Annotated in this window: 23 protein-coding genes; 8 read left to right on the top strand and 15 right to left on the bottom strand. The window is 61.2% G+C overall.

The features are described 5' to 3' along the window. Positions 1-266: 266 nt before the first annotated feature. The 8 genes from EFQ99_RS07400 to EFQ99_RS07365 form a co-directional block, all read right to left on the bottom strand. Positions 267-1,478: a cell wall hydrolase gene (locus EFQ99_RS07400; RefSeq protein WP_208722728.1), complete on the bottom strand. Its 1,212-nt coding sequence runs from the start codon at positions 1,476-1,478 to the stop codon at positions 267-269. A gap of 270 nt (positions 1,479-1,748) precedes the next feature. Beyond that, entirely contained in the window at positions 1,749-3,647 is a 1,899-nt protein-coding gene (locus EFQ99_RS07395; protein ID WP_126920274.1) for a potassium transporter Kup, read from the bottom strand. A gap of 18 nt (positions 3,648-3,665) precedes the next feature. Next, the gene (locus EFQ99_RS07390; protein WP_126920272.1) at positions 3,666-4,643 is read right to left on the bottom strand and encodes a magnesium transporter CorA family protein; all 978 of its coding nucleotides are present in this window, start codon (positions 4,641-4,643) and stop codon (positions 3,666-3,668) included. Between the two features lie 415 nt (positions 4,644-5,058). After that, positions 5,059-6,240: an Mrp/NBP35 family ATP-binding protein gene (locus tag EFQ99_RS07380; RefSeq protein WP_126920270.1), complete on the bottom strand. Its 1,182-nt coding sequence runs from the start codon at positions 6,238-6,240 to the stop codon at positions 5,059-5,061. Positions 6,241-6,333: 93 nt separating this feature from the next. After that, positions 6,334-6,729 carry a hypothetical protein gene (locus EFQ99_RS34935; RefSeq protein ID WP_164736345.1) on the bottom strand — a complete coding sequence of 132 codons (396 nt, stop codon included), beginning with the start codon at positions 6,727-6,729 and terminating at the stop codon, positions 6,334-6,336. 158 nt (positions 6,730-6,887) lie between these two features. Continuing rightward, positions 6,888-7,622 carry a helix-turn-helix transcriptional regulator gene (locus EFQ99_RS07375; protein ID WP_126920268.1) on the bottom strand — a complete coding sequence of 245 codons (735 nt, stop codon included), beginning with the start codon at positions 7,620-7,622 and terminating at the stop codon, positions 6,888-6,890. Beyond that, positions 7,622-7,858: a hypothetical protein gene (locus EFQ99_RS07370; protein ID WP_126920266.1), complete on the bottom strand. Its 237-nt coding sequence runs from the start codon at positions 7,856-7,858 to the stop codon at positions 7,622-7,624. The genes EFQ99_RS07375 and EFQ99_RS07370 overlap by 1 nt, the downstream gene beginning before the upstream one ends. Before the next feature lie 21 nt (positions 7,859-7,879). After that, the gene (locus tag EFQ99_RS07365; RefSeq protein WP_425376264.1) at positions 7,880-8,710 is read right to left on the bottom strand and encodes an IclR family transcriptional regulator; all 831 of its coding nucleotides are present in this window, start codon (positions 8,708-8,710) and stop codon (positions 7,880-7,882) included. Positions 8,711-8,783: 73 nt separating this feature from the next. On the opposite strand from EFQ99_RS07365, the gene EFQ99_RS07360 reads away from it, so the two are divergent. From EFQ99_RS07360 to EFQ99_RS07340, 5 genes are all read left to right on the top strand, one after another. Then, entirely contained in the window at positions 8,784-9,545 is a 762-nt protein-coding gene (locus EFQ99_RS07360) for an SDR family NAD(P)-dependent oxidoreductase (RefSeq protein WP_126920262.1), read from the top strand. Further along, positions 9,545-10,462 carry a 2-dehydro-3-deoxygalactonokinase gene (locus EFQ99_RS07355; protein ID WP_126920260.1) on the top strand — a complete coding sequence of 306 codons (918 nt, stop codon included), beginning with the start codon at positions 9,545-9,547 and terminating at the stop codon, positions 10,460-10,462. The genes EFQ99_RS07360 and EFQ99_RS07355 overlap by 1 nt, the downstream gene beginning before the upstream one ends. A 13-nt stretch (positions 10,463-10,475) precedes the next feature. After that, entirely contained in the window at positions 10,476-11,108 is a 633-nt protein-coding gene (locus EFQ99_RS07350) for a 2-dehydro-3-deoxy-6-phosphogalactonate aldolase (protein ID WP_126920258.1), read from the top strand. 4 nt (positions 11,109-11,112) lie between these two features. Further along, complete coding sequence (locus EFQ99_RS07345; protein WP_126920256.1) at positions 11,113-12,000, top strand: SMP-30/gluconolactonase/LRE family protein; 888 nt, start codon at positions 11,113-11,115, stop codon at positions 11,998-12,000. A gap of 229 nt (positions 12,001-12,229) precedes the next feature. Next, positions 12,230-12,838, top strand: coding sequence for a PRC-barrel domain-containing protein (locus EFQ99_RS07340; protein ID WP_126920254.1), 609 nt, complete (start codon positions 12,230-12,232; stop codon positions 12,836-12,838). Positions 12,839-12,918: 80 nt separating this feature from the next. On the opposite strand, the gene EFQ99_RS07335 is transcribed toward EFQ99_RS07340, so the two are convergent. After that, positions 12,919-14,283, bottom strand: a complete 1,365-nt coding sequence (locus EFQ99_RS07335; protein WP_126920252.1) for a putative bifunctional diguanylate cyclase/phosphodiesterase — start codon at positions 14,281-14,283, stop codon at positions 12,919-12,921. A gap of 127 nt (positions 14,284-14,410) precedes the next feature. After that, positions 14,411-16,132, bottom strand: a complete 1,722-nt coding sequence (locus tag EFQ99_RS07330) for a response regulator (protein WP_126920250.1) — start codon at positions 16,130-16,132, stop codon at positions 14,411-14,413. Between the two features lie 183 nt (positions 16,133-16,315). On the opposite strand from EFQ99_RS07330, the gene mutL reads away from it, so the two are divergent. Continuing rightward, a complete protein-coding gene (gene mutL / locus EFQ99_RS07325; protein WP_126920248.1) occupies positions 16,316-18,118 on the top strand; it encodes a DNA mismatch repair endonuclease MutL in 1,803 nt (600 codons plus the stop codon). 67 nt (positions 18,119-18,185) lie between these two features. Next, positions 18,186-18,416 carry a DUF2093 domain-containing protein gene (locus EFQ99_RS07320; protein ID WP_126920246.1) on the top strand — a complete coding sequence of 77 codons (231 nt, stop codon included), beginning with the start codon at positions 18,186-18,188 and terminating at the stop codon, positions 18,414-18,416. Positions 18,417-18,536: 120 nt separating this feature from the next. Here EFQ99_RS07320 and EFQ99_RS07315 read toward each other — a convergent pair whose 3' ends face one another. The 3 genes from EFQ99_RS07315 to EFQ99_RS07305 form a co-directional block, all read right to left on the bottom strand. Next, positions 18,537-19,454 carry a sugar ABC transporter substrate-binding protein gene (locus EFQ99_RS07315; RefSeq protein ID WP_126920244.1) on the bottom strand — a complete coding sequence of 306 codons (918 nt, stop codon included), beginning with the start codon at positions 19,452-19,454 and terminating at the stop codon, positions 18,537-18,539. Between the two features lie 78 nt (positions 19,455-19,532). After that, complete coding sequence (locus EFQ99_RS07310; RefSeq protein ID WP_126920242.1) at positions 19,533-20,297, bottom strand: ATP-binding cassette domain-containing protein; 765 nt, start codon at positions 20,295-20,297, stop codon at positions 19,533-19,535. Continuing rightward, positions 20,294-21,352, bottom strand: a complete 1,059-nt coding sequence (locus EFQ99_RS07305; protein ID WP_208722727.1) for an ABC transporter permease — start codon at positions 21,350-21,352, stop codon at positions 20,294-20,296. The genes EFQ99_RS07310 and EFQ99_RS07305 overlap by 4 nt, the downstream gene beginning before the upstream one ends. Positions 21,353-21,450: 98 nt before the next feature. Between EFQ99_RS07305 and EFQ99_RS07300 the strand changes: the two genes are divergently transcribed. Beyond that, positions 21,451-22,335: a GntR family transcriptional regulator gene (locus EFQ99_RS07300; RefSeq protein ID WP_126920858.1), complete on the top strand. Its 885-nt coding sequence runs from the start codon at positions 21,451-21,453 to the stop codon at positions 22,333-22,335. 18 nt (positions 22,336-22,353) lie between these two features. Here EFQ99_RS07300 and lpxK read toward each other — a convergent pair whose 3' ends face one another. After that, on the bottom strand, positions 22,354-23,427 hold the full coding sequence (gene lpxK / locus EFQ99_RS07295) for a tetraacyldisaccharide 4'-kinase (protein ID WP_126920240.1): 1,074 nt from the start codon (positions 23,425-23,427) through the stop codon (positions 22,354-22,356). An 89-nt stretch (positions 23,428-23,516) separates the two neighbouring features. After that, positions 23,517-24,239, bottom strand: coding sequence for an HAD family hydrolase (locus EFQ99_RS07290; RefSeq protein WP_126920238.1), 723 nt, complete (start codon positions 24,237-24,239; stop codon positions 23,517-23,519). Positions 24,240-24,242 lie beyond the last annotated feature (3 nt).

Below are 24,242 nucleotides of genomic sequence, written 5' to 3'. Positions count from 1 at the left end.
CTCCTCGCCTGCCCGTCGCCCGCACTCCCGCTACCCCGGTCATTCGGACCCCGGACGCGAAGGTTGAGAACCTTCCGGCCCGTTCTGAAGTCGCGCGCAACATAGTTTTAGGGATTGGTATAGTCAAGGCGTAGGCGGCTTCTGTCCAGCGAGAAAATAATTCCATCGAATCAATAATTTAGACCGATACTTGGCCTATCATCCAAATTCGATTGAAAGAATCCGCTTTTAAGGGCCGGAAATCGGCTTGGCGCAGGTGGTTTATCTCAGCTCCAGCCGCCGCCGTAGGTGCGATAGAAGACGTGGAGGCCGATGCGGCCGACCTTTTCCATGGTCTTTGCCCATTTCGGTCTGACATAGACGGCGTGGTAGTGCGTTGCCGAGCCCACTTGCGGCAGCCAGATCTTGCCTGCGGTCACCGCCATCGCCACATCGCGGGCGACCCGCCAGTGATATTCCGAATTCACCCGGTCCCTGATGCTGTCGCAGGCGAAGGAAAACTGGCAGCGGTTGCGCCAATCCTCGTTCTGGTAGACGACGCCGCAGATCGTCTTGGGATAGGCGGGGTTGCGGACGCGGTTGAGAATGACCTGGGCGACGGCCGCCTGGCCTTTCACCGATTCTCCTCGCGCTTCGAAGTAAATGCCGGAGGCAAGGCACTGCTGCTCGCCGGCGGAAAAGACGCTCGGCGGCAACACGCTTGCGGCCCAGGCGTGATCGCGCGGGCCGATCTCCGGGACGAAGCGACCGCTTTCCCGGTCGGTCAGGATGGAATCGAACGGTGACTGGCGGGCATAGTCGGGGGCTGCCGGCGCATAGGCGGTCGCCAGCACATCCGCCTTGTTGCTGGTAACGAGACTTGCGAGCATCGCCGGCACGCCATTGCCTGTCACGACAGGCTGCTTCTTATAGAAAGAAGTGGCGATCTCGATCTCCTTGCCCTGGATCTTCGGCTTGATGAAGGCCGACCTGTCTTTGAGATCCAAGTTCGGCGTGAAGAGCATCTTCGTGCGCTCGAGAATGGAGCCGGCGGAAAAGTCCTTCGGCGGCTGCATTCTCTCGACGGCGACCACACGGCCTTTCTTGGTGGAGCGTTTGACGCGATCCTCATCCGGCGTATCCTCGTGGCCCTTGTCCTTGGCGGTGAAGGCGACCTTGCGGCCATCGGGCAGCACCATGCCGGCGCCGGAGGAAATCGAACCGGTTACCGTCGGCTCGGCGAAAGCGAGTTCGGCCTGGTGGATGGAGCCGGCGGGAGAATTGGTCAGCACCATACGCCAGTTCTCGCCGTCGCGGTCGAGACCGGCGAGCATGGCGGCAAGATCGGCGTGGGATGCAACGCTTGGGAAAATCAGCCAGCCGGCAAGACCGAAGATCGCGGGCGAGACCCAATTCTCGGGAAAAAGACGCAGCTTGCTACGGAAAGGGCTCTTGCGACGCAACACGAACTCCGGGCATGGAACGTGGGAACATGCCACTATAAATCCCGCATTAACCTTGACGTCCGGTTAACGGAGCGTGCCGGAATGTGACCGTGAGAATTTCTGGATATTCTAATGTGGATGATGTTTTCGTGAGATGAGGTGTGTTTGCGCCCTTGAGGAAGCCCCTCCCCAACCCCTGCCCACAAGGGGGAGGGACTAACCCTCGCTCCTCCCGAAACGCCGAAGTTCTGGAAAGCCGGTGCGGCAACTTAAGCCCCTCCCCCTTGTGGGGAGGGGTTTGGGGCGGGGTCTTTGCCCCACCCGTCAAATAATGACGTGCGAACCCAGCTCCACCACGCGGTTCGCCGGCAGACGGAAGTAATCCGAGGGATTGGCGGCGGCATTGGCGAGCGCGATGTAAAGCCGGTCCTGCCAGTAGGGCATGCCCGACTTGGCGTCCGGCACCAGCTTGCGGCGGCCGAGATAGAAGGACGTCGACATGATGTCGAACTTCAGCCCTGTCTTGCGCAGCGTCGCCAAGGCCTGTGAGACGTTCTGCGATTCCATGAAGCCGAAGAGCAGCTCGACACGCGAGAAGCGCTCGGAAATCTGCTCGACCTTGTAGCGGTCTTGGCTTGGGACACGCGGCTTGTTGACGGTGCGGATCGTCAGGATGACGTTGCGGTCATGGAGCACATGGTTGTGCTTGAGATTGTGGAGAAGCGCGGCGGGGGCCGATTCCGGATCGCTGGTCAGGAAGATCGCGGTGCCGGGAACCTGGGCCGGAGAATGCTCGCTCTTGCGCTCGATCGAGCTGACGAAGGAGGTGAGCGGAATATCGGTGTGGCGGGTCTTTTCCATCAGGATCGCAGTGCCGCGGCGCCACGTCCACATGATGACGGTAAAGGCGGTGGCGATCAGGATCGGGATATAGCCGCCGTCGTGGATCTTCAGCAGATTGGCGCCGAGGAAGATCATTTCGAGCACGACCAGCGGGGCGAGCGCGATGATGGCAACCGGCAGCGACCAGTTCCAGCGGACGCGGACGAATTCGAAGGCCATGATCGAGGTGACGACCATGGCGCCGGTGACGGAGATGCCGTAGGCGGTCGCCAGTGCGTCGGAGGTCTTGAAGCTCAGAACCAGGAAGATGACGCCGATGAACAGCACGGCGTTGACCGAAGGCACGAAGATCTGCCCGGTGTTGGTTTCCGAGGTGAAGAGGATTTCCATGCGCGGCAGGAAACCGAGGTTGATGCCTTGGCGCACCAGCGAGAAGGCGCCGGTGATAACGGCCTGGCTGGCGATGATCGTCGCAGCGGTGGCCAGGATGACCACCGGCAGCAGCGCCCATTGCGGAAACATCAGATAGAAGGGATCGGACATCGTTTCCGGCTTGCCGAGAACGAGAGCGCCCTGCCCGAGATAGTTCAGCGTCAGCGACGGGAAGACCAGCGCGAACCAGGCCCACTGGATCGGGCGGCGGCCGAAGTGACCGAGATCGGCATAAAGCGCCTCGGCACCCGTCACCGTCAGGAAGACGGCGCCGAGCACGACGACGCCGTAGAAGCCTTCATGCAGCAGGAAGCTGACGGCATAATAGGGATTGAAGGCGGCAAGGATGCCATAATCGTCCGAAATATGGGAAATGCCGGCGGCGGCTATGACGATGAACCAGACGGCGGTGATCGGACCGAAGAACCTCGCAACGGCGCCGGTGCCGCGCGACTGCACGACGAAGAGCAGCGCCAGGATCACCACCGAAATCGGCACGATATATTCCGAAAGACTGGGCGTGACGAGCTTGAGGCCCTCGACGGCCGACAGTACCGACAGCGCCGGCGTGATCATCGCATCGCCGAGGAAGAGTGCTGCGCCCATCAGGCCGAGCAGCATCAGCAAGGCGGTATGGCCGTTGGCGGTCTTCATCAGAAGGGCAAGCAGCGACAGCGTGCCACCCTCGCCCTCGTTGTCGGCGCGCAGCAGGAAGAGCACATATTTAATGGTGACGATGATCGTCAGCGCCCAGATCATCAGCGAGATCAGACTGATGACCTCGAAACGGGTGAGGCCGTCATGGGCCACGGGCTTCAGCGCCTCGCGAAAGGCGTAGAGCGGGCTCGTGCCGATATCGCCGTAGACGACGCCGACCGAACCCAGCGCGAGATAAAACACCTTTCTCGGCGTCATATGGCGTTCGTGCTGATGGCTCTCTTCGGACATGAAACTTAAACAGGCTCCTCAGAGCCAGCCTTTCCAACGGAAAAAGAAAAAAGGGATGACGGCTGAGGTCACCATGAGGGCCAGCGAATAGGGATAACCCGCGGCCCAGGCCAGCTCCGGCATGACCTGAAAATTCATACCATAGATGGAGGCGACCAATGTCGGCGGCAAGAACACCACCGATGCGATCGAGAAAATCTTGATGATCGAGTTCTGCTCGATGTTGATCAGCCCGAGCGAAGCATCGAGCAGGAAGGTGATATTGCCGGCGACGAAGCCGGCATGCTCCGACAGCGACTGAATATCGCGCGAAACAGTGCGGCAGAGATCTTTCGCCTCGCGGTCCTGCTGGATTGCCGGGGTCGTGTGAAAGAAGGTCAGCAGGCGGGAAAGCGAACCGAGGCTGTCGCGCACTTTGCTGATCGTCCGGTGATGGCCGGCGATATCCCTCAATTTCTCCTCGAGATAGTTCGAGGGTCTGCGCACCTTCCTGGCCCTGTCGCCGAAGACATGCATCGACAGGATGTCGATACGCGAGATTGAGATCTCGAGGATCTCGGCGGTGCGGTCGACGATCGTCTCCAGGAGTTTAGCGAGAAGGGCAGCGCCGTTGCGCCAATTTTCCGGCAGCCGGTGAAGGGCAGCGATGAACAGTGCAAAGGATTTTGGGTGGGCGTAGCGAATGGTGACCAGCCGCTTTCCGGCCAGGATGAAGGCGACATCGGTCAGCGTCGGCGCGTCGGTATCGGCCTTCCAGAGCAGCGAAGCGGTCATGAAGACGGCATCGTTTTCGACATAGAGGCGGGCGGAGGGTTCGATATCCTTGAGGTCATCCCGGGTCGGGACCTCGATGCCGAGAGCCTTCTCGACATAAAGCTCCTCGTCGCGGGTTGGCTCGATCATGTCGATCCAAACGACATCGTCGGGAATGGACGCGATCTGCGTGAGATCGCGGATCTCAATCGACCTGCAATTGGAACAGTAAGCGGTGATCACCGGCACGGTCTCCGATGCTCACGCCGCTTCGTGGCCATTGCCCTCTTCATCGAAAACCTTTCCAAGCGGCCGCGAGCGCGGCAACGCGAAGGTCGCTCGTCATCGGTCGAAACGGAAGCGGATCAAGAAAGTTCATAAAACTCCGGCTGCATCCAGCCGTTGAGGCCGGCATGCGCATTGTGCTCCACCGCATCGCAGTTACCAATCCTTCGATCGACAAGACAACTCCGAACTTGCAGGCGGGCCGCAACCTTCGAAACGAAGACGGCCGTCATTGAGCATCTGCAGCAAACGCCATCATGGCGCCGCGGCATATGAAGCAAAGCCGTGAAATAATCAAGACATCTTCCGTGAAGCGCGGCTTTTCACCACGTTTCCCCCACAATTGGGGTGATGGCGGCCCGTGATTCGCTGCCTATTCGAAGACGATCGTTGGCGCAGGCCGCAGCGGCTGGCCACCGAGTTGCTCCCAGACCTTGGTGGCGATGCCGCGATAGATGCCGGCGACGATGCCGTTCGGCTCGGAGGCGACGAGCGGCGTTCCGGCGTCGGAGGTTTCGCGAATGTTCATCGTCAGCGGCACTTCGCCGAGGAAGGGCACACCGATGCGCTCGGCCTCCTTGCGAGCGCCGCCATGGCCAAAAATGTCATAGCGGGTGCCGGTATCGGGTGCGATGAAATAGCTCATGTTCTCGACGATGCCGAGGACCGGCACCTCGACCTTGCGGAACATGTTCAGGCCCTTGCGGGCATCGATCAGAGCGAGATCCTGCGGCGTTGAGACGATGACGGCGCCGGCGAGCGGCACCTGCTGGGCCATGGTCAGCTGCGCGTCGCCGGTGCCAGGTGGCATGTCGACGATGAGGACATCGAGCTCTCCCCAGGCGACTTCGCGCAGCATCTGCATCAGCGCCGACTGAACCATCGGTCCGCGCCATATCATCGCCGTCTCCTCGTCGACGAGGAAGCCCATCGACATCACCTTGAGGCCGTAATTCTCCATCGGATTGATGATGCGGCCGTCGATCTGCGTCGGGCGACCCGATATCTTCAGCAAACGCGGCATGGACGGACCGTAGATATCGGCATCGAGAATGCCGACGCGCAGGCCGTTAGCCAAAAGGCCGAGCGCAAGATTGACGGCGGTGGTCGACTTGCCGACCCCACCCTTGCCTGATGCGACCGCGATGATGGCGCCGATGCCGGGAACGCCGATCTTGCCGGCGCGCGGCGACTGCTGCTGAGGGGCGTGCGCGTGGCCCCGATGATCATGTGAATGATCGTGGCCGGCGTGGCCGTGAGGCGGGTTCGGCGCCGGACGCGCGGCGGGAGCGGCAGCCGACGCCTTCTTGTCCGCCGTCAGCGTCACGAGAGCGCCCTTGACCCCAGGCATTTCCTTGATGACGCGCTCGGCGGCGAGCCGCATCGGCTCCAGCTCCTTTGCGCGCTCGGCCGGAACGGTGATGGAGAAATAGACCTTGCCGTCGGAGATGAAGACGTCGGAGACCATTCCGAGCTCGACGATATCGTGCTCGAGATCCGGTCCACGCACGGTCTTCAACGTTTCGAGAACCTGTTCCTTGGTGACGTCGGCCATTCCACCCTCACTGCTTCTTCTCGCAGACTACAGTGCCGCGCGTCTTTCAAGACGCGCAAAGGACGCTGTAGCACTTTAAATTACTGCATAATTTTAGCCTTGATCGGAATCGATCAAGGCTAAAATTATGCAGTAGAGATAGTGGAGGCGCACGCCTTCGCCAAACAAAATCAGCGGCAGGAAAATCGATTTGCCGGGGTGCCAGGAGAGCAGCGGGAAAAATCCCAATCCGTTGCGGCCATCAAGTCCGCCGGGCTTTCGCCCTGATGGCCGCAACGGTCTCCCCTGGAACCGGCGCAATGCGGGCGAACTAGAGTAAGTTGGAAAAAAGGCCAGCAAAAAATGAGGGGGGAGGCCGGATTCGTGAACAGCTGCGCAAAAGGCGGTGCCAAAACGCAACAACCGCTGCCGACGCCGAACCACCAAAGAGAAGCGGTATCGGCGTCGGGCAGCGGTGTTTCGGCCGCGCCATTTCCTGACGCTGGTCATCAAAGTCCCCTCTGGACCTCTGGCAAAGGAGATGCAGAAAGCGTGCCAGATCGAAAATCAGGGAAAAAGATCGCAAAAGCGGAGCGCTGGCCCCTCTCGGGAACGGACTTGCCTATGCGCTAGGCGCCCGGCGAAAGCTTGTCGTTCGTTTTTGCAACTTATTTGATCAGGCCGATGCGCAGCGCCTTGGCGACGGCCTGGGTGCGGTTGACCGTATCGAGCTTCTTGGTGGCGCGATTGAGGTAGTGATTGACCGTATGCTCTGAGAGCGTGAGGATTTCGGCGATTTCCGCACTGGTCTTGCCGGCCGCGGTCCAGTTCAGGCAATCGATCTCGCGGTCGGTCAGTGTGTCCGTGATGCGCGTATCGAGGTTGCGGATCTCGGCCAGCCTGTCGAAGACGTGGATGGCGATATAGCTCAGCTTACGCATCTCCGCAGGGCTGAAGGGTTCGCGGTCGCCGGCGAAGGAGACGGCGCCGCGCAGGCCGGACGGCTCGTGCGTCGGGAAATAGGCGCAGCGCGTCATCTTGAAACGTTCGAACAATCCGGCGACGAGGGCGGACTTGCCGTCGTCCCGCGACCATTCAGACCGCGTCATGTCGAAGAGAAAGGGCCGCGTGGATGTTCTGAGCCGCCTGAGAACGGGACTGTTCACCATCAAGGCCTCCTGGTCGTAAATCGCCAGAAGCTCGGCCGGCCAGCTGGTGATAACAGTGCTGCCCTGAAGATCGAAGGAGGTGATCGGCGGCAGGTTGAGAACCATGAAGGCGCGGCAGCGATAGTCCTCCGTCACGCGTTTCATGAAACGGAAAATGTCGAACTGGGTCTTCAGACCCGCTATTTCCTCGACATAATCGTCTTCTTCCCGGGATGTTTGCGACAAGGGTGCCATCACATTTCTTCATCTTCGGCGCAGGGGCGGCAAACCGTTTGCGAAACCTGCCCTGCGGCCGGTTCGATGCATCGCGGAATGACGATCGCTGGTTGATCAAATGGAATGGGCCTCGGCGTCAAGCGTTCGGCCGGTGAATGGTTGCAGATTTCGCGGACTATTTCAGTTTTGGCGATTCGCCGCCAAATCTCAATATCGCGCTCATCATAAGCATGCTCTGCGATCGCGTCCAGCAAGGAGGCAAGTGCCCATTTCCGTCAGCGACGCGGGCCCAGACGGACCCGCATCCCCTCCATGATCCTTCCTGCTGCCAGCTGAACCGGAACGGCCCACTGGCTCAGAAGTTCCATCGACAAGCGATAGGCCGGGCCAGTAATCGAAACGCCGCCAATAAAAGTCCGGTCCTCCGACCAGATAGGCGCGGCAACGCAGCGGATGCCGGCCTCGTGCTCCTCCCGATCGAAGGCATAGCCGAGATCGGCGATTTCGCGGATCTCGGTAAGCAGTGTTTCTGCCGAAACATGGGTGGAGGCGGTAAACCGGGTGAAGCTCAAACCGGACAGCAGATTGGCGAGGCTTTCGGCCGGAAGTCTGGAAAGAGCGGCCTTGCCGACGCCGGTACAGTAACAGGGTGAAGCATTGCCGATCTGCGAATACATGCGTACCGGCTGGTGGCCTTCGACTTTGTCCAAATAGATGATCGAGGACCCCCTGAGAACGCCGAGATGCACGGTCTCGCCAGTCGCCTGCTGCAGATCGGCGAGATGTGGTTCGGCTATGAGACGGAATTCGTTGCGCGCCCAGCTGCGCGCGGCAAAATCGAGAAGGCGCAGTCCGGGGGCGTAACGGCCGTCGCCGTCGAGCTCGAGCAGCCCTTCCTCCACCAGATGGCTCAGTTGTCGGTGCAGCGTGCCGCGCGGCTGGCCGGCAAGGGAGAGGATATCGGTGAAACGCAAGGGGGCATCCGCATGGGTGACGAGATCGAGCAGAGCCATCAGCTTGCCGAGCGTACCGGTCTCGCGTGCCTGCGTTATGCTGTCTACGCCTGAATTCATCGCCTCTCCCGCCCTTGACAGAAAGGGCAGCATAATTCGATAATTCCATATAGTCAAATTAAGTTCCAAATAATGGAACAAGCGCCGGGAGGAGACGGTTACCGCGATGCCAGCAGAATTTCCCGAGTTCAGAGACCGCACCGTGCTCGTGACCGGCGGCGGGTCGGGCATAGGTGCTGCGATCGTCGAAGGTTTTGCCCGGCAGGGCGCCAAAGTCTCCTTCATCGATATCGCCGAGGCCGCAGGCAGCGCGCTTGCCGAAAGGCTATCGCGGGAGACGACGCATCCCGTCTCCTTTCATCATGCCGACCTTCGCGACGTCGAGGCGATCCGGGCTACGGTCGATCACGTCGTTGCGGCCTCCGGGCCGATCCGCGTGCTCGTCAACAATGCCGCCTGGGACGACCGTCATGAATTCGACGAGGTTACCGAAGCCTATTGGGACAACAACCAGGCAGTCAATCTGCGGCACGTCTTCTTTACGTCGCAGGCGGTGGCGCCATCGATGCGGGCGGCCGGCGGCGGGGCGATCGTCAATATGTCGTCGATCGCCTTCAAGCTGAACATGGGCGGCTTCCCCTCCTATGCGGCGGCGAAGGCTGCGGTCGTCGGGTTGACGAAGAGCATGGCGGGCAGGCTCGGTCCGGAGAATATCCGGGTCAACTGCATCCTGCCTGGCATGGTCGTCACCGAACGGCAGATGCAGCTTTGGCTCACCGAGGAGAGTATCGCGCGCTCGGTGGAGCAGCAGTGCCTGAAAGTCGCACTCACGGCCGATGCGATCGTCGGTCCCTGCCTGTTTCTTGCATCCGACTGCGCGGCGGCGATGACCGCTCAGTCCCTGATTGTCGATGGAGGCGTTCTGTAATGGCAAATCCCGCTTATGTCGCGGTGGACTGGGGCACCAGCAGCTTCAGGCTGTGGCTGATCGGCAAGGATGGCGGCATCCTTGCCGAACGCCGCAGTGGCGAGGGCATGACGAGCGCGGCGAAGACCGGCTTTTCCCAAGTGCTCGCCAGCCATCTCGTGGCCGTTGAGGCGCCGGAAGGCCTGCCGGTGATCGTGTGCGGCATGGCCGGTGCAAGGCAGGGCTGGGTCGAGGCCGGTTATATCGACGTGCCGGCATCACTCGCCGCGATCCTGACCGGGGCCGTGTCGGTGCCCGGCGAAAGCCGCGACATCCGCATTTTGCCGGGCCTTGCCCAGCGGGATATCGCCACTCCCGACGTCATGCGCGGCGAGGAAACCCAGCTTCTCGGCGCGCTTGGCGCTGCAAGCTCCGGGGCACAAGCGGTCTGCATGCCAGGCACCCATTCGAAATGGGTGCATGTGGTGGACGGCAAGGTCACCGGCTTTTCGACCTTCATGACCGGCGAGCTTTTCGATGCTGTGAGCAAACACACGATCCTGTCGCATGCCGTGGCCGGTGCCGAGGAGCAGCCGGCGGATGCGGCGGCCTTTGAGGCGGCAGTATCGGCAGCCTTCGCGCGCCCGGCGCTTGCCTCCAACCTGCTTTTTACCGCCCGCTCTGGCCAGCTCCTGCACGGGATTTCGGCCGCGGCGGCACAAGCCCGGCTTTCCGGCACGCTGATCGGCCTCGAAATCGCCGGGGCGCTGCGGGATGCTCCAAATGGCACCAGCATCACCCTTGTCGCCTCGGGGCGCCTGCAAGCGCTCTACGAACAGGCCTTCCGGACCCTCTCCCTTGCCTTCACCGCCATCGATGCGGACGCCGCCGTGCGCCGCGGGCTTTCGGCCGCCGCCGAAGCCATCTGGCCGAATTGAGAAAGCTGACACGATGAACCGTATCCCCTTCCCCGACATGAAGCGCCCGCTGATCGCCATCCTTCGCGGCATCACACCCGGCGAGACCGAGAGCGTCGTCGGCGCCCTGATCGAAAATGGCCTGACGGCGATCGAGATCCCGCTGAATTCGCCGGAGCCGTTCAAATCCATCGAGATCGCCGCGAAGATGGCGCCGGCCGACGTGCTGATCGGCGCCGGCACAGTGCTGACGGTCGAGGCGGTCGACAGCCTGAATGCGGCCGGCGGCAAACTGCTCGTCACGCCGAATGTCGAGCCGGAGGTGATCATCCGGGCGCGCGAATACGGCATGGTGACGATGCCCGGCGTCTTCACGCCCACCGAAGCGCTGGCTGCAGCGCGCGCCGGCGCCACGGGCCTCAAATTCTTTCCCGCCAGCGTGCTCGGTCCCTCCGGCATCACGGCGATCCGGGCCATCCTGCCGCCGGAGCTGGTGATCGCCGCCGTCGGTGGCGTGTCGGACAAGAATTTCGGCGAATATACCAAGGCCGGCATCTTCGCCTTCGGCCTCGGCACCAGCATTTACAAGCCGGGAATGACCGCGGCAGAGGTTGCCGAGCGCGCCAAGGCGACCATTTACGCCTATGATGCAGCTACGGGAGCGTGAACGTATGACCGATATCTACGAGTTCGAAGGCAAGACCCTTTGCAACACCAATTCCGTTCTCGGCGAAGGCCCGACCTATGATCCGGACAGCAATACCGTCTGGTGGTTCAACATTCTCGGCACGGAGCTGCATGAGCTCAATCTTTCGAGCGGGCAGAAGAAAGTGCACCCGCTGCCTGTCATGGCGAGCGTGCTTGCCCGCATCGACGCCGGACGGCAGCTGATCGCAACGGAGGAAGGGCTTTTCGTGCGCGATGTTGCAAGCGGCAACCTCACGTTCTATGCCGCGCTCGAAAACGACAAGCCGGAAAACCGCTCGAACGACGGCCGCACGCATCCCTCGGGCGCGCTGTGGATCGGCACGATGAGCAAGCGGGCGGAAAACCAGGCCGGCGCCATTTATCATGTCGCCAGCGGCAAAGTGACGAAGATCTTCAACGGCATCAGCATCCCGAATTCGATCTGCTTTTCGCCTGACGGCACGATCGGCTATTATACGGATTCCCGCATCAACCGGCTGATGCGCGTCATGGTCGATCCGCAGACCGGTCTGCCCTCGGGCGAACCGATCGTGCTTGTCGACAGCATGAACGAGCCCGGCGATATCGATGGCTCCGTGGTCGATGCGGACGGTTATATCTGGAACGCACGCTGGGGTGCCGGCGTCGTCGACCGCTACAATCCCGATGGCTTGCGCATCTCTCGCTACAAGGTTCCGGCCGTCCAGCCCTCCTGCCCGGCCTTCATCGGCGCCAGCGCCGACCGGTTGGCGGTGACCACCGCCTGGGAAGGGCTCGACGAAAATGCCCGTTCGGCGCAGCCGAGCGCCGGCGCGCTACTGGAACTCGGCATCGAGGTCAAAGGCATATTCGACCCCGTCTACGTGATCTGAACACCGTTTGCCGGCGGCAGTGAGAGGCGCTCCACGTCGGGGCGCTTTTTGCGTTTTGCCGCCGGCGTATCGATAAATGTTCCGTGAGAATCGAGAAATTTTCCGTGTTTTCAGCCGGAACCAATCGGCACACCAGTCATTTCCTCTTCGAACCGACACGGCAAGCCTGCCCAAACCGGGCCTTGCCGGGTTAGCGATTACTCCAGGAAAATGAAAAGGTAGGTTCGAAATGACAAGCAAACTTCTGACGACCGTTGCCGCTGGCGCTCTGTTTGCCGCGGCTTTCGCACCGGCGGCATTCTCGCAGACGGCGCCGAAGCCTGCGGACCCCGCCACTCCGACAGCGGCAGCTCCGGCCGATCCGGCAGCGCCCAAGCCGCCGATCACCCCTGATGTCACGAAGCCCGCAGGCGATGCCGCACAGGCTCCCGCTCCGGCGCCGACAGCCGATACCGCTCAGGCCGGCTATCTCACCGAGCAGGCTCCGGACCAGATCAGCGCCAACACCTATATTGGCCAGTCGGTCTATAACGGCAACAATGAAAGCATCGGCAGCGTCAACGACCTAATCATGAAGAAGGATGGCGGCCTCGTCGCTGCGATCATCGGCGTCGGCGGCTTCCTCGGCATCGGCGAAAAGAACGTCGCCGTTCCGATGGACAAGGTCACCGTTGCACAGAACACCCAGGACGGCAGCGTCAAGCTGACGACGAGCGAAACGGCCGAATCGCTCAAGGCCGCACCCGAGTTCAAGACGCTGGCGATGCAGTCGGCTGAAAAGGCCCCGGCCGCACCCGGCACCGATACCACGGCGACCGGCTCGACCACGGCTAAGTAATCCGCGCGGTAGTATAGCGTAGGCGATGGCGCTCCTAGGGGCGCCATCGCTTTCCTCGATTTGCTCGGGAGCCCGCCGTTTTAGGCGCTGACACGCTCCGCCATGGCTGCGTCGTAGTAGTTCTCGTGCAGGAAACGCAGCGTGGCGATTCCATCCGCCGGCCGGCCAAAGTGGTAGCCCTGCCCCATGCCGCAGCCAAGCGTGCGCAATTTCACCGCTTCGGCATAATCCTCGATGCCCTCCGCGACGACTTCCAGTTCCAGGCCCTCGCACATGGCAAGGATTGCCTTGATGATGTGTTCGGAGGCACGATCGGAATTGATGCGGGAAACGAAGGCCCGGTCAATCTTGATCTTGTCGAAGATGAAGTCGCGCAGGCGCCCGAGGCTCGACTGTCCGGTGCCGAAATCATCAAGCGAAATACGCACGCCGGCGGCGCGCAGATCGGCGATAATGCGATGAGCGGTATCGGCCGAACCCATCACCGCGGTTTCGGTGATTTCCAGTTCCAGGCGATGGGGATCGAGGCCGACGCGGCCGAGGATCGACAGGACGCTGCTACTGGTGCCCGGATCCATCAGCTGTGCCGAGGAGAGGTTGAACGACAGGAAGAGGTCGCGCGGCCAGGAAAGTGCGGCTTCTGCAGCCTTGCGCAGCAGCGTCTCCGACAATGCGTCGATGAAGCCGCGCTCTTCGGCGAGCGGCACGAAGACGCCGGGCGAAACGAAGCCGAGATCGGGATCGTTCCAGCGGGCAAGCGCCTCGAAACCGACGACCTGATTGTTGGACAAAGAGACGATCGGCTGGAAATGCACGTCAATCGAGTCTGAGATGATGGCGTTTCTGAGCGCCTGCTCCAGCTGTGTGGCGCGCTTCATTTCCTGCGCGATCTCGCGCGAATAGACGGTAATCTGGCCGCGACCGCGGCGCTTGGAACGGTAGAGCGCGGTTTCGGCGCTTTTCAGCAGTTCCTCGCAATCCTCGCCCGCGAAGGGATAGATGGAAAAGCCGAAGGAGGCGGAGAGACGGACGTTGCGGTCGCCGAGATCATAAGGAGCCGACAGCACCTCGCGGATCATCTGGCCGAATTTCTCCGCACTCGCCCGTTCGAAAATCAGCGGCAGCACAAAGGCGAATTCGTCGCCGTCGTGGCGGGTGACCAGCGCGCCATCCGGAATGCACGCCTTGAGGCGATGGGCGACCTGGCAGAGGATCTCGTCGCCGGCGGTCGAGCCGAACAGATCGTTGATCGGCTTGAAGCTGTCGAGGTTGGCGATGCCGATGGTGAAGGGAGCCGGGTCGCTGGCCCGCTCGGCAGAAATCTGCAGGACTTTGTCCCGCATGCGATTGCGGTTTCCCAATCCGGTCAACGGATCGGTATAGGGCATAGCCTGAGGCTCATTCTGACTGCCGGTCAAGAAAGCTATTTCCGCCGATTTCATCATCCAAACCCAAGCTTTTCCTCCGCAGCCATGCGAAGAATGACCGGCATGTCTTAACAATTCGATAGTGAATCAGTGGCCGTCGGCGCTGGGGCGTTCCCAAATTCTGGGGAGTTGACCGATCTTTCGATCAGTTGCGCGCTCGCATCAACCCTTCCATTAGGTGTTTCTGAAATATTGTCTCAAGCATATCGGGGCTTACCGGCTTCATGATCACGTCGTCCATGCCTGATTTGACGCATTCGGTGCGGTCGCGCTCGAAGGCCTGCGTGAGCACGCCAATGATCGGTGTGCGGACCTCGCCACCGGCTTCTTCCATCTGACGAATGAGACGCGCGGCCTCAAAGCCGTTGAAGCCCGGCAGGGAAATATCCATCAGCACGATCTGCGGCCGGTGTTCGGCCCAGAGGCGCACTACCTCGTCGCCGGTCGCCGCGATCATGTGGCGATAACCGAGGCCCTCGAGGATCTGAGAAAAGACGATCTGGTTGATATCGTTGTCTTCGGCGACGAGAACCTCCAGGCCGACCGCGTCGTCCAAGGTACTGATCTCCCAATCGCTGTCGGAACCGCTACCGCTGCGGCTGTTGCGATTGAAATGGCGGGCGATCTGGAAGGTGAGCTCGTTTGCGATCTGGAAGCCGTCCATGACGAGTGCCGGGATACCGTATTGCTCGGCGAGTTCGAGGCAGCGCATGCCCATCTGATTATCGATGATGACGAGATCGAGCGAAATGCCGGAGGAGGTGGCGATTTCCAGGAACCGCTCCTCCTCGTCCTCGCCGCGCACCGAGCAGGATTCGAAGCCATATTTCGACAGCGTACGCAGGGCGGCGGTCTCAGCGGCGAGATCGGCGGTGACGACGAGGATCTTGCGGCCTGAGAAATTTTCCGGAACGATCGCTTCCATCGCCGCCGGCTCGCGCCGCTCGACGGGGCTCGGCACCGGCAGATAGGCCCGGCGATAGCTTTGATTGCTTGACGTGGTGATCGCCGACGCCCGGTCGAACTCGTCGAGATCGGCGCCGTCGCGCGGCAGGTCCTGCATGGTCGACACCAGGAAATAGCGGCCGGGCTTGCCGATGCGATGCTTGCGGCTGACGATGTCGCGTTCGATGCCGTCGCGGGAGATCTGGCGCTGGCGGGAGATGGACATCTCACCGGTGTCCAGCACATGACGATCGCTTTCCTCGAAGCGCGTGGCAATTTCCGGGGAAAAGAGATCACCGCTCTTGCGGCCGAGCACCTCGTCGGCGCTCGTCTGGTATTTCTCGCAGAAGGCGAGGTTTACCGCGACGTAGGTGAGGTTGCGGTCCTTGACGAAAAGCGGAAAGGGGAGATTGTCGAGAATATCCTCGGTGAGCTGGACGCGCTCCAGATCCGAACGCCATTGCTCTTCGCGCTTCTTATCCTCGGATATATCCGAAATGATGGTGACGCCGTAGCCGCCCGGCAGCCTGCGTTTGACGAAGCGCACCCAGCTGTCGGCACCGTGACGCTCGACGGCATCGAAGCGCTCGCGCCAATGCGAGGCGATTTTCTGCGACAGCCAGTCCTCGCGGCTCGGCGATCCACCTTTCCTCACGTCATATTGCTGGCGAATGCCGGTGTCGTAGATCGCGCCGAGGAAATCGCGGAGCCTTGTGCCCGGTTTCAGCATTTCAGCCGGCAGCGGAAAGAATTCGAGGATTTGACGGCTAGCGAAGATCAGATGATCGGTTTTGTCATAGATGATGAAGGCTGCCGAAAGGCTGTCGCACACCACATCGAAAAGCGCCGTCTGCAGATCGACCTCGGCGAGATTCCCGTCGGTTTCTGATGATGTGTCCGCCTTTTCGAAGCCGGCACTCATTTTGTTGCGTCCCACATCTGTTCGATTTCGCAGCTTCCGGAGGTGTGTGATTAGAAATGCCATTTTTATGTTAAAACCGGCTTAACATTACCTAACCCCAAATTTGGGGGAGTTCCGGATCATGGCACCAGGAAAGCCCGGTCGCCCCCTTCCCTCCAGCCCACGAATCCTCGAAAATAGCCCATGGCCATCAGACAGCTTTCCGAAACGCTCATCAACCAGATCGCTGCCGGCGAAGTCATCGAACGGCCGGCGAGCGCTGCCAAGGAACTGATCGAAAATGCGCTCGACGCCGGCGCGACGCGCATCGAGATCGCCACCGCAGGCGGCGGCAAGGCGCTGCTGCGCGTCAGCGACAATGGCTCCGGCATGGATGCCGCCGATCTGGAGCTGGCGGTTCGGCGCCACTGCACCTCGAAGATTTCAGAGACGCTCGAGGATATCCGCACGCTCGGCTTCCGGGGCGAGGCGCTGCCTTCGATCGGCTCCGTCGCCAGGCTCAGCATCGCCAGCCGCAGGCGCGACAGCGCCGGCGGCAACGAGATCACCGTCGCCGGCGGTAAGATCGTGCATCTGAGGCCCGCCGCCGCCAATCCCGGCACGATCGTCGAAGTGCGCGACCTGTTCTTCGCCACGCCCGCCCGGCTCAAATTTCTGAAGACGGAAAGAGCCGAAGCCGGCGCCATCACCGAGATCGTCAAGCGCATGGCGATCGCCTTTCCCGCCGTGCGCTTCGTGCTGTCGGGCTCGGATCGCACGACACTGGAATTCCCGGCGACCGGCGACGATCACCTGGCGCGCATGGCACAAGTGCTCGGCAAGGAATTCCGCGACAATGCCATTGCGCTCGACGCCGAGCGCGAGGAGATCGCGCTGACCGGCTTTGCCGGCGTGCCGACCTTCAATCGTGGCAATTCCGCCCATCAATATGCCTTCGTCAACGGCCGGCCGGTGCAGGACAAGCTGATCCTTTCGGCAATCCGCGGCGCCTATGCCGAGACCATCCCGTCAGGACGCTATCCGGTGGCGGTGCTGTCGATCACGCTCGATCCCGCTCTCGTCGACGTCAACGTGCATCCGGCGAAATCCGACGTGCGCTTCCGTGATCCGGGCCTGGTGCGCGGCCTGATCGTCGGCGCGATCCGCGAGGCCCTGGCGCGCGACGGCAGCCGGGCAGCAACGACGGGAGCGAGCGACATGCTGCGCTCCTTCCGCCCCGGCTTCCAGCCGCATAGTCAGCGGCCGCAGACGGCATGGTCGGCCGAGACCTCGCCCTCCCGACCCTACCAGCCGGCAACGGGTTTCGCCGAACGGCCACAGGCGTCGTTGGACGGGCTTTCGATGCCGACGGCGCGGGCCGAGCCACAGTTTTCGCCGCAACCGGCCGCCCCCGAACCGGCCGGGCGCTATCCGCTCGGCGCGGCGCGGGCGCAGATCCACGCAAACTACATCGTCGCCCAAACCGAGGACGGGCTTGTCATCGTCGACCAGCATGCCGCCCATGAGCGGCTGGTCTTCGAGGCGATGCGCAAGGCGCTGCATTCGAAGCGGCTGGCTTCGCAGGTGCTGCTCATCCCCGAGATCATCGACATTCCGGAAGAGGATTGCGACCGGCTGATGCAGCATGCGGCCGAGCTTTCCGAATTGGGTCTTGCGATCGAGCGTTTCGGGCCTGGGGCGATTGCCGTGCGCGAGACGCCTGCCATGCTCGGCGAAGTCGATGCGGGCGGCCTCATCCGCCAGCTTGCCGACGAGATCGCCGAATGGGACACGGCATCAGGCCTCTCGGCCAAGCTCGAATATGTGGCGGCGACCATGGCATGCCACGGATCGGTGCGCTCCGGACGGCGGCTGCGGCCGGAGGAAATGAACGCGCTGCTCCGAGAAATGGAAGTGACGCCCGGCTCAGGTCAGTGCAATCACGGCCGGCCGACTTATATCGAACTGAAGCTCAGCGATATCGAACGGCTTTTCGGCAGAAGCTAAAAAAGCTGGAAAAGCAGCTTTTGCGGGAGTATGGCAGACAGATGACAGGCTGCAGGGAACGGAGCGCATGAATTTGTTCGAAGGGCACGGAAACCGCGAAGCGAAGATTCGCTATCTCGATGGCGATTTCCAGATTCTCTCGCCCGGCTCCTATGTCGTCTGCGCGATGACGGGAAAACAAGTCCCGCTGGACGAACTGCGCTATTGGAGCGTCGCCCGGCAGGAACCTTATGCCGATGTAATGTCATCGCTCGAAGCCGACAAACGCGCGGGCGTGCTGCCGAACCAGCGGCGCTAAAGCGCGGCCGCGTCTTTTCCGACGTGAGTGTGGCTCCGGGCCTCTGGGTTCGACGATATCAATCCCGACAGAGAAGCGAAGCTTGCCCCCGTCGTCCGCGCGGTCGACGGAGGCAACAGGTCACTTGAATTTTGCCATGTTCTCGGGCGTCACGAGCGCTGCGCCGGAGTCGATCAGAGACTCGACCTTCTCTCCACGAATTGATTTTACCAGCGCATCCACACCAAGTTCTGCCATCTTGGTGGGAAACTGTGCCACCGACGCATCCTCTATGCCACTCTTCATCGCTTCCTCTTCGCCGCAGCAGAAGTCGAAACCAACCAGCACAATCTTGTCATTGGCAATGCCCGCGTTCTTGATTGCGCGCGCGGCACCAGCTGCGGGCGGGCCGCAAGCGGCATAAATGGCCTTGAGGTCCGGGTTCTTTGTGAGCAGATCCTCAGCGACACTGATCCCGAGCTCCTCGGTGCAGTTTGTCGCGCCTTTCCCGACGATCTTGACGTCAAGGCCTGTCAGCCCTTCAAGCATACCCTTCACACGGTCATCAAGCGCAGGCACACCGGGCACGCCCTCGAGAATCCCGAGCGTGTCGCCGGCTTTAAGAACCGTTTTGAGATATTCGCCCGCGATTTTGCCCGCGGCGAAATTATTGGTCGTGGCAAGCGCCGTCCTGCCTTTCCAATCCGGAATGTTGTTGTCCATCAGCACGACCTTGATCCCGGCTGCCACCGCCTTGTCCAGCGCAGCGGACACGGTGGGATCGACGGGCGTGAGGGCAATGCCCTGCACGCCTTGTGTCACCATGGACTCGATTTGTGCAATCTGGCCCTCGATGTCGGTTGCGGACGTGCCCTGCCCGTAGATGATCTCGACGCCGGGATTTTTCTTTGCATAATCCTTTGCTGCGTTTTCCATCGTTGCGAAGAACGGTACGGGGAATTTGGTTATAAAGCCGAGCTTCACCGGGTCCTGCGCCAAGGATGGCACTGCAGCGACGGCCAGGAGCGCAAGAGCTCCCAGCAGGGATTGCGGTTTCATGCTACACCTCCCATGTTTCGACCGCCCTCCTCTAGGGCGATCTCGTTGTCCGCTGCCCCAACGAAGCAGCGATCCCCCTCAAGCCTCGGCGCCGACAATCATCGCGACAACGTCCTGCTTGTTGGCTTCCGTCGGCTTCAGTTCACCCACCTTGCGGCCCTGTCGCAGCACAACCGCCCGATCGGCGATTTCGACGACATGCTCCATATTGTGCGTAATGATGATCACGGCATTTCCGTCGGCCTTGAGCTGATTGATAAGGTCAAGCACCTGGCGAGACTCGCGAAGACCGAGGGCGGCGGTTGGCTCATCAAGGATCACCAGCTTGCGCGCAAAAACAATGGCGCGCGCGACCGCAATCGCCTGTCGCTGCCCCCCGGACATCAGCGCGACCGGCGCGTCAAATCGCGGCAGCTTCACCTTCAGGCGATCAATGACACTTGCTGCCTCCCGCTTCATCATGCCCGTGTTGAGGAAGCGGAGCGGACGCGGCAGCCAGGAGGGGAAAGAGATTTCTCGTCCGCAATAGAAATTCTGTACGGGGGTCAGGTTGTCGAAAAGCGCCAGATCCTGATAGACGGTTTCAATACCGGCGCGGCGGGCCGCCGCCGTTGAATGGAGCCCGACAGGAGCGCCATCCACGAGGATCTCGCCTTCGTCGAGACTATGAAGCCCACTGATGCATTTGACGAGCGTCGACTTGCCGGCGCCATTGTCGCCCAAGAGAGCGGTTATCTCACCAGCATAGGCATCAAAGCTCACGTTTTTCAGGGCATGGATCGCGCCAAAACGCTTCTGCGCGTTTCGAACCGAAAGTGCCGGTGTGGTGGATGCAGGGTTCATTGTACCCTCGCCGATTGAAGCGCACGCGCGCGCGCCTCGAGATGGTTACGAAGCACATCGGCCTCTACGGCGATGACGATGACGAGCCCGATCGCGATCATTTGAAAGAACACGTCGACCCCGAGAAGGTTGAGGGCGTTGCGGATGACGCCGATCAGCACGGCTCCGATCAAGGCGTGGCCGAGATGGCCCCGTCCGCCCAGAAAGCTGGCGCCACCGATAATTACGGCGGCAATGGTGTCGAGCTCCAAAAGATTGCCGTAGATTGGCGAGGCGGCGGCGGTCCGCCCTGCAAGCAGTACTGCGCCGACACCTGCACAAAAGCCTGAGATAATGTAGGTTGCGAGCAGAACGCCCTTTACCGGTATACCCATGCTTTTGGCGGCATTCGGCGAGCCACCGACCGCATAGATCCATCGGCCAAAGACCATCGCTTTCGTCAGGATCAGAAATAGAAATCCGAACAGCGCAACCACAAAGAAGGAATTGGGCACGCCAAGCGTCGTACCGCCGCCGATCGCACTAATTGCATCGGGCATCCCGCGCATGGTGGTGTGGCCGGGCGCCAATGTAAGGGCCAGGCCGCGGCAAATACTCAAGGTCGCAAGCGTAATAATGAAAGGGTGGGGCAGCCTGCCATGGACAAACACCACGCCGTTGACCGCGCCGACAACAGCACCTGCAAACAGCATGGCTATGATGACGACGATTGAGGAATCGACCTGCTGGTAGACCAATCCGCCGATGACCGTCGCGAGCGCGAGATTCGAACCGACAGACAGGTCGATCCCGCGCGTCAGGATAACGAGTTGCTGGCCCATTGCCACGACAGCAATCACGGCCGTCTGCGCCAGGATGTTCCCGAGGTTAACAGGCTTCAGAAAAGCCGGCGTGATTAAACTGACGACGGCAACGAGTATAATGAGGATCAATAAAGGGCCTAAGCTCAACAGCTTCAGTCCCAATGTGATGCCGGATTGTCTCGGAGGGAAGGTTGCGTCTTGCGCTCCCCCAGGCCGGGACGAATTCTGAGGCAGAATCCCAGAGTCTTCCAAATTCCCCTAGCCTCCCCCGTTTTTTATACATAAGAAACATGTGATAAACATGCGTCAACTTGTTTTTTATGGATACAAAACCATACCAAGGGTTGCTTATGAGAACGGATACGACCTTTAAGCGGGCCTTCAATGATATGATTGATATCCTTCGAACCCTCGACCTTGGGGAGGAATTGCCGTCCGAAAACGCGTTGCGCACTCAGCTTGGCGTGAGCAGGACGACAGTGCGGAAGGTACTGGCGGGGATGTCGGCTCGTGGGATCATCACATCTGAAGCGCACAAACGGATCATGCGGGAGCAGCCGCGGCAGATAGAGCGCTATCCGAAGGAAGAGACCTTAGCCATTTCCGAACAGGTCGAAACGAATTTCATGGAATGGATGCTGCGCGACAACGCCTGTCCGGGCACGGAAATCAATGAGGCGGAACTGGCCAGGAGATTCGGCGTCGCGACCACGATCGTGCGTGAGTTTCTCAATCGATTTCAGAGATATGGGCTGATCGAGAAGCGTCAGAATGCAGGCTGGGTTTTCAAAGGGTTCACCGCGAGTTTCGCACTCGAACTGTTCGAGATCAGAGAGATGTTCGAAATGCGCTCCGCACGGCTGTTCGCTACCCTGCCTGACGGTTCGCCCGTCTGGAAGCAGGTCAGCGCTATGCGGACGGCGCATCTGGAATTGCTCGCGGATATCGACGCCCGGTTTCAGGACTTCTCGGAGCTGGACAGTCGATTCCATCGGCTGATTGCGGCGGTCGCGCCGAACCGCTTCATCGAAAGCTTCCAGGACGTGATCGCCATTGTCTTCCACTATCACTATCAGTGGAACAAGCGCGACGAACGCACGCGGAATGAGGTCGCCATTCGGGAACATCTCGCGCTGATCGACGCCCTCGAAAGCCGCAATATCTCCTTGATCGATCGCACTTGTCGGTCGCATCTGACCTCGGCACGCGAAACTTTGCTTCGCTCGATCGTGTAATAGCTTTGCAGCAGCCTGTCAGTGCGGCTCAGCCTTTCCTGGAATTGCTTTAACCCCGGCCTTGATCTCTCGTAGCCGCCGTTCGCGGCAGGCGACGATCGCCCGGTCGATGATGAGGTTCGGCGCGAGGTGATCCGCAAACACCATGTCGACCTCGATCACGCGGCTCTTTTCGGCAAGCTGTTGCGCCTTGCCGTGATGGCCGGAGAGGCGGACGAAATCCTTGGAGGTGGTGACGATCAGGAGATCCTGACGCTCGGCGGTCGTCAGGATGTCGTCGATTTCTTCCTCGGTAAGGTGCTCGTGATCGCCGAAGGTTTTGGCGACAGCGATCTCGGCGCCACGCGATTGGACGGTGCGGAAGAATTTCGAAGGATCAGCGATACCGGCGAAGGCAAGCACCTTGATGCCGGCAAGCGTATTGTCGCCGCGCACTTTCAGCGCTGCGGTGAAATAGGGTTTTGCGGCACGCGCCGCCATGCGGACGATCCTGTCGGCGGCATTGCCGTCGCCGACCTTCAAGAGCGCGGTCGCATATTGCAGCTGCTGGCGGATCGGCGCGCGGACCGGGCCGCCCGGCACGATATGGCCATTGCCGAGGCCGCGCGTCGCATCGATGACGAGCAGGGCATAGTCGATCGCCAGCCGGGCGCTCTGGAAGCCGTCATCCATGATGATCAGATCGGCGCCCTCGGCCACCAGGCGCTGAGCCCCTTCGACGCGCCTGCGGGAAATCACCGTCAGCGCCTCTTGGACGAGCAGCAACGGCTCGTCGCCGACGGCGACCGCCCGGTGATGATCGGGATCAACGACCGTCGTCACATCGAGCGAGCCGCCATAGCCCCTGCTGAGGAAGCCCGGCTTCAGCCCCTTTGCCTTGGCGGCGCGGGCGATCGTCAAGGCGGTCGGCGTCTTGCCGGCCCCGCCGACGGTGAAGTTGCCAACGCAGATGACCGGAATGGGAACGGAGGCGCGGCGCGCATGGGCCATGCGGTGGCCGGCGATGCGGCCGTAGAGAAAGGAAAGCGGCAGCAGCAGCCAGGCCCGCCAGTCGGCTTTCCTCCACCAGAACGGCGGCGCTTCTGATATCATTTTGCCGTCCTGCTCCCTGCCCGGCGAAAATTTCCGTTTTCCGGCCGGATTGAGAGGTCAAAATCGATGAAAATGCAAGCCCTTACCGGTCAGGCCGGCTGTAGATCCGGCAGCAGCGTCTCGATGGCGGTGATATCGTCGAGCACATGGTCGGCTGCGGCGGCAAGCGAATCCCGCGAACCAGTGCCCGTCAGCACCGCGATCCTCAACCCCGTCCCGGCATTCAGGCCCATGTGCAGATCGTGGTTGTTGTCGCCGACCATGGCGACCTCTTCGGGAGAAAGACCGGTTGCGGCACAAAAGCCGAGCACCATGCCGGGCTCCGGCTTGACGCCGAACCCGCTGTCGTAGCCGGCGATATAATCGACGTAGCGGGCGAAACCGAAACGTTCCGCCGTCTGGCGGATCGAGCGCTCATTGTCGCTGGAGGCGACCCCGAGCTTGAAGCCGCGCCGATGCAGCCGGGCGAAGAAGCCTGCGAGGTCTGTCACCGGCACGGAGAATTGCGCAGCGTTGGAAAAGAGTTCGTCAAGGCTGATCGTCAGGTCGTTGACTTCGACCATCGAGCCCGCGGCAACGAGACCTTCGGCGATCTGGCGGGTATTGCCGGCGGCAAGCAGGCTGTCGGGAACGATATGGCCGGTCACGGGATCCATGCCGCAGGCGGAAAGCAGCCGGTCGGCGAGAACCTGATCCCCTTTGGCGGCGATGCGCGCAAGCTCCCGGTTTACCGGCAGCCAGCTCTCGTCATAATCGAGCAGCGTCCCGTCCTTGTCGAAAAGGATGCCTTTGATAGCAGCTGCGGCCGACATTGC

This window comes from Rhizobium vallis, assembly GCF_003985155.1.
GTDB classification, from domain to species: Bacteria; Pseudomonadota; Alphaproteobacteria; order Rhizobiales; family Rhizobiaceae; genus Rhizobium; species Rhizobium vallis.
The sequence above is the reverse complement of the archived record's forward strand: the minus strand, read 5'-3'. Positions and strand labels throughout refer to the sequence as shown.

Coding starts and splice junctions, on each gene's coding strand:
- EFQ99_RS07395 (WP_126920274.1), bottom strand. CDS start 3,647: ATGTCCGAAGAGAGCCATCAGCACGAACGCCATATGACGCCGAGAAAG.
- EFQ99_RS07380 (WP_126920270.1), bottom strand. CDS start 6,240: ATGGCCGACGTCACCAAGGAACAGGTTCTCGAAACGTTGAAGACCGTG.
- EFQ99_RS34935 (WP_164736345.1), bottom strand. CDS start 6,729: ATGACCAGCGTCAGGAAATGGCGCGGCCGAAACACCGCTGCCCGACGC.
- EFQ99_RS07375 (WP_126920268.1), bottom strand. CDS start 7,622: ATGGCACCCTTGTCGCAAACATCCCGGGAAGAAGACGATTATGTCGAG.
- EFQ99_RS07365 (WP_425376264.1), bottom strand. CDS start 8,710: ATGCTGCCCTTTCTGTCAAGGGCGGGAGAGGCGATGAATTCAGGCGTA.
- EFQ99_RS07360 (WP_126920262.1), top strand. CDS start 8,784: ATGCCAGCAGAATTTCCCGAGTTCAGAGACCGCACCGTGCTCGTGACC.
- EFQ99_RS07355 (WP_126920260.1), top strand. CDS start 9,545: ATGGCAAATCCCGCTTATGTCGCGGTGGACTGGGGCACCAGCAGCTTC.
- EFQ99_RS07350 (WP_126920258.1), top strand. CDS start 10,476: ATGAACCGTATCCCCTTCCCCGACATGAAGCGCCCGCTGATCGCCATC.
- EFQ99_RS07345 (WP_126920256.1), top strand. CDS start 11,113: ATGACCGATATCTACGAGTTCGAAGGCAAGACCCTTTGCAACACCAAT.
- EFQ99_RS07340 (WP_126920254.1), top strand. CDS start 12,230: ATGACAAGCAAACTTCTGACGACCGTTGCCGCTGGCGCTCTGTTTGCC.
- EFQ99_RS07335 (WP_126920252.1), bottom strand. CDS start 14,283: ATGATGAAATCGGCGGAAATAGCTTTCTTGACCGGCAGTCAGAATGAG.
- EFQ99_RS07330 (WP_126920250.1), bottom strand. CDS start 16,132: ATGAGTGCCGGCTTCGAAAAGGCGGACACATCATCAGAAACCGACGGG.
- mutL (WP_126920248.1), top strand. CDS start 16,316: ATGGCCATCAGACAGCTTTCCGAAACGCTCATCAACCAGATCGCTGCC.
- EFQ99_RS07320 (WP_126920246.1), top strand. CDS start 18,186: ATGAATTTGTTCGAAGGGCACGGAAACCGCGAAGCGAAGATTCGCTAT.
- EFQ99_RS07315 (WP_126920244.1), bottom strand. CDS start 19,454: ATGAAACCGCAATCCCTGCTGGGAGCTCTTGCGCTCCTGGCCGTCGCT.
- EFQ99_RS07310 (WP_126920242.1), bottom strand. CDS start 20,297: ATGAACCCTGCATCCACCACACCGGCACTTTCGGTTCGAAACGCGCAG.
- EFQ99_RS07300 (WP_126920858.1), top strand. CDS start 21,451: ATGAGAACGGATACGACCTTTAAGCGGGCCTTCAATGATATGATTGAT.
- lpxK (WP_126920240.1), bottom strand. CDS start 23,427: ATGATATCAGAAGCGCCGCCGTTCTGGTGGAGGAAAGCCGACTGGCGG.
- EFQ99_RS07290 (WP_126920238.1), bottom strand. CDS start 24,239: ATGTCGGCCGCAGCTGCTATCAAAGGCATCCTTTTCGACAAGGACGGG.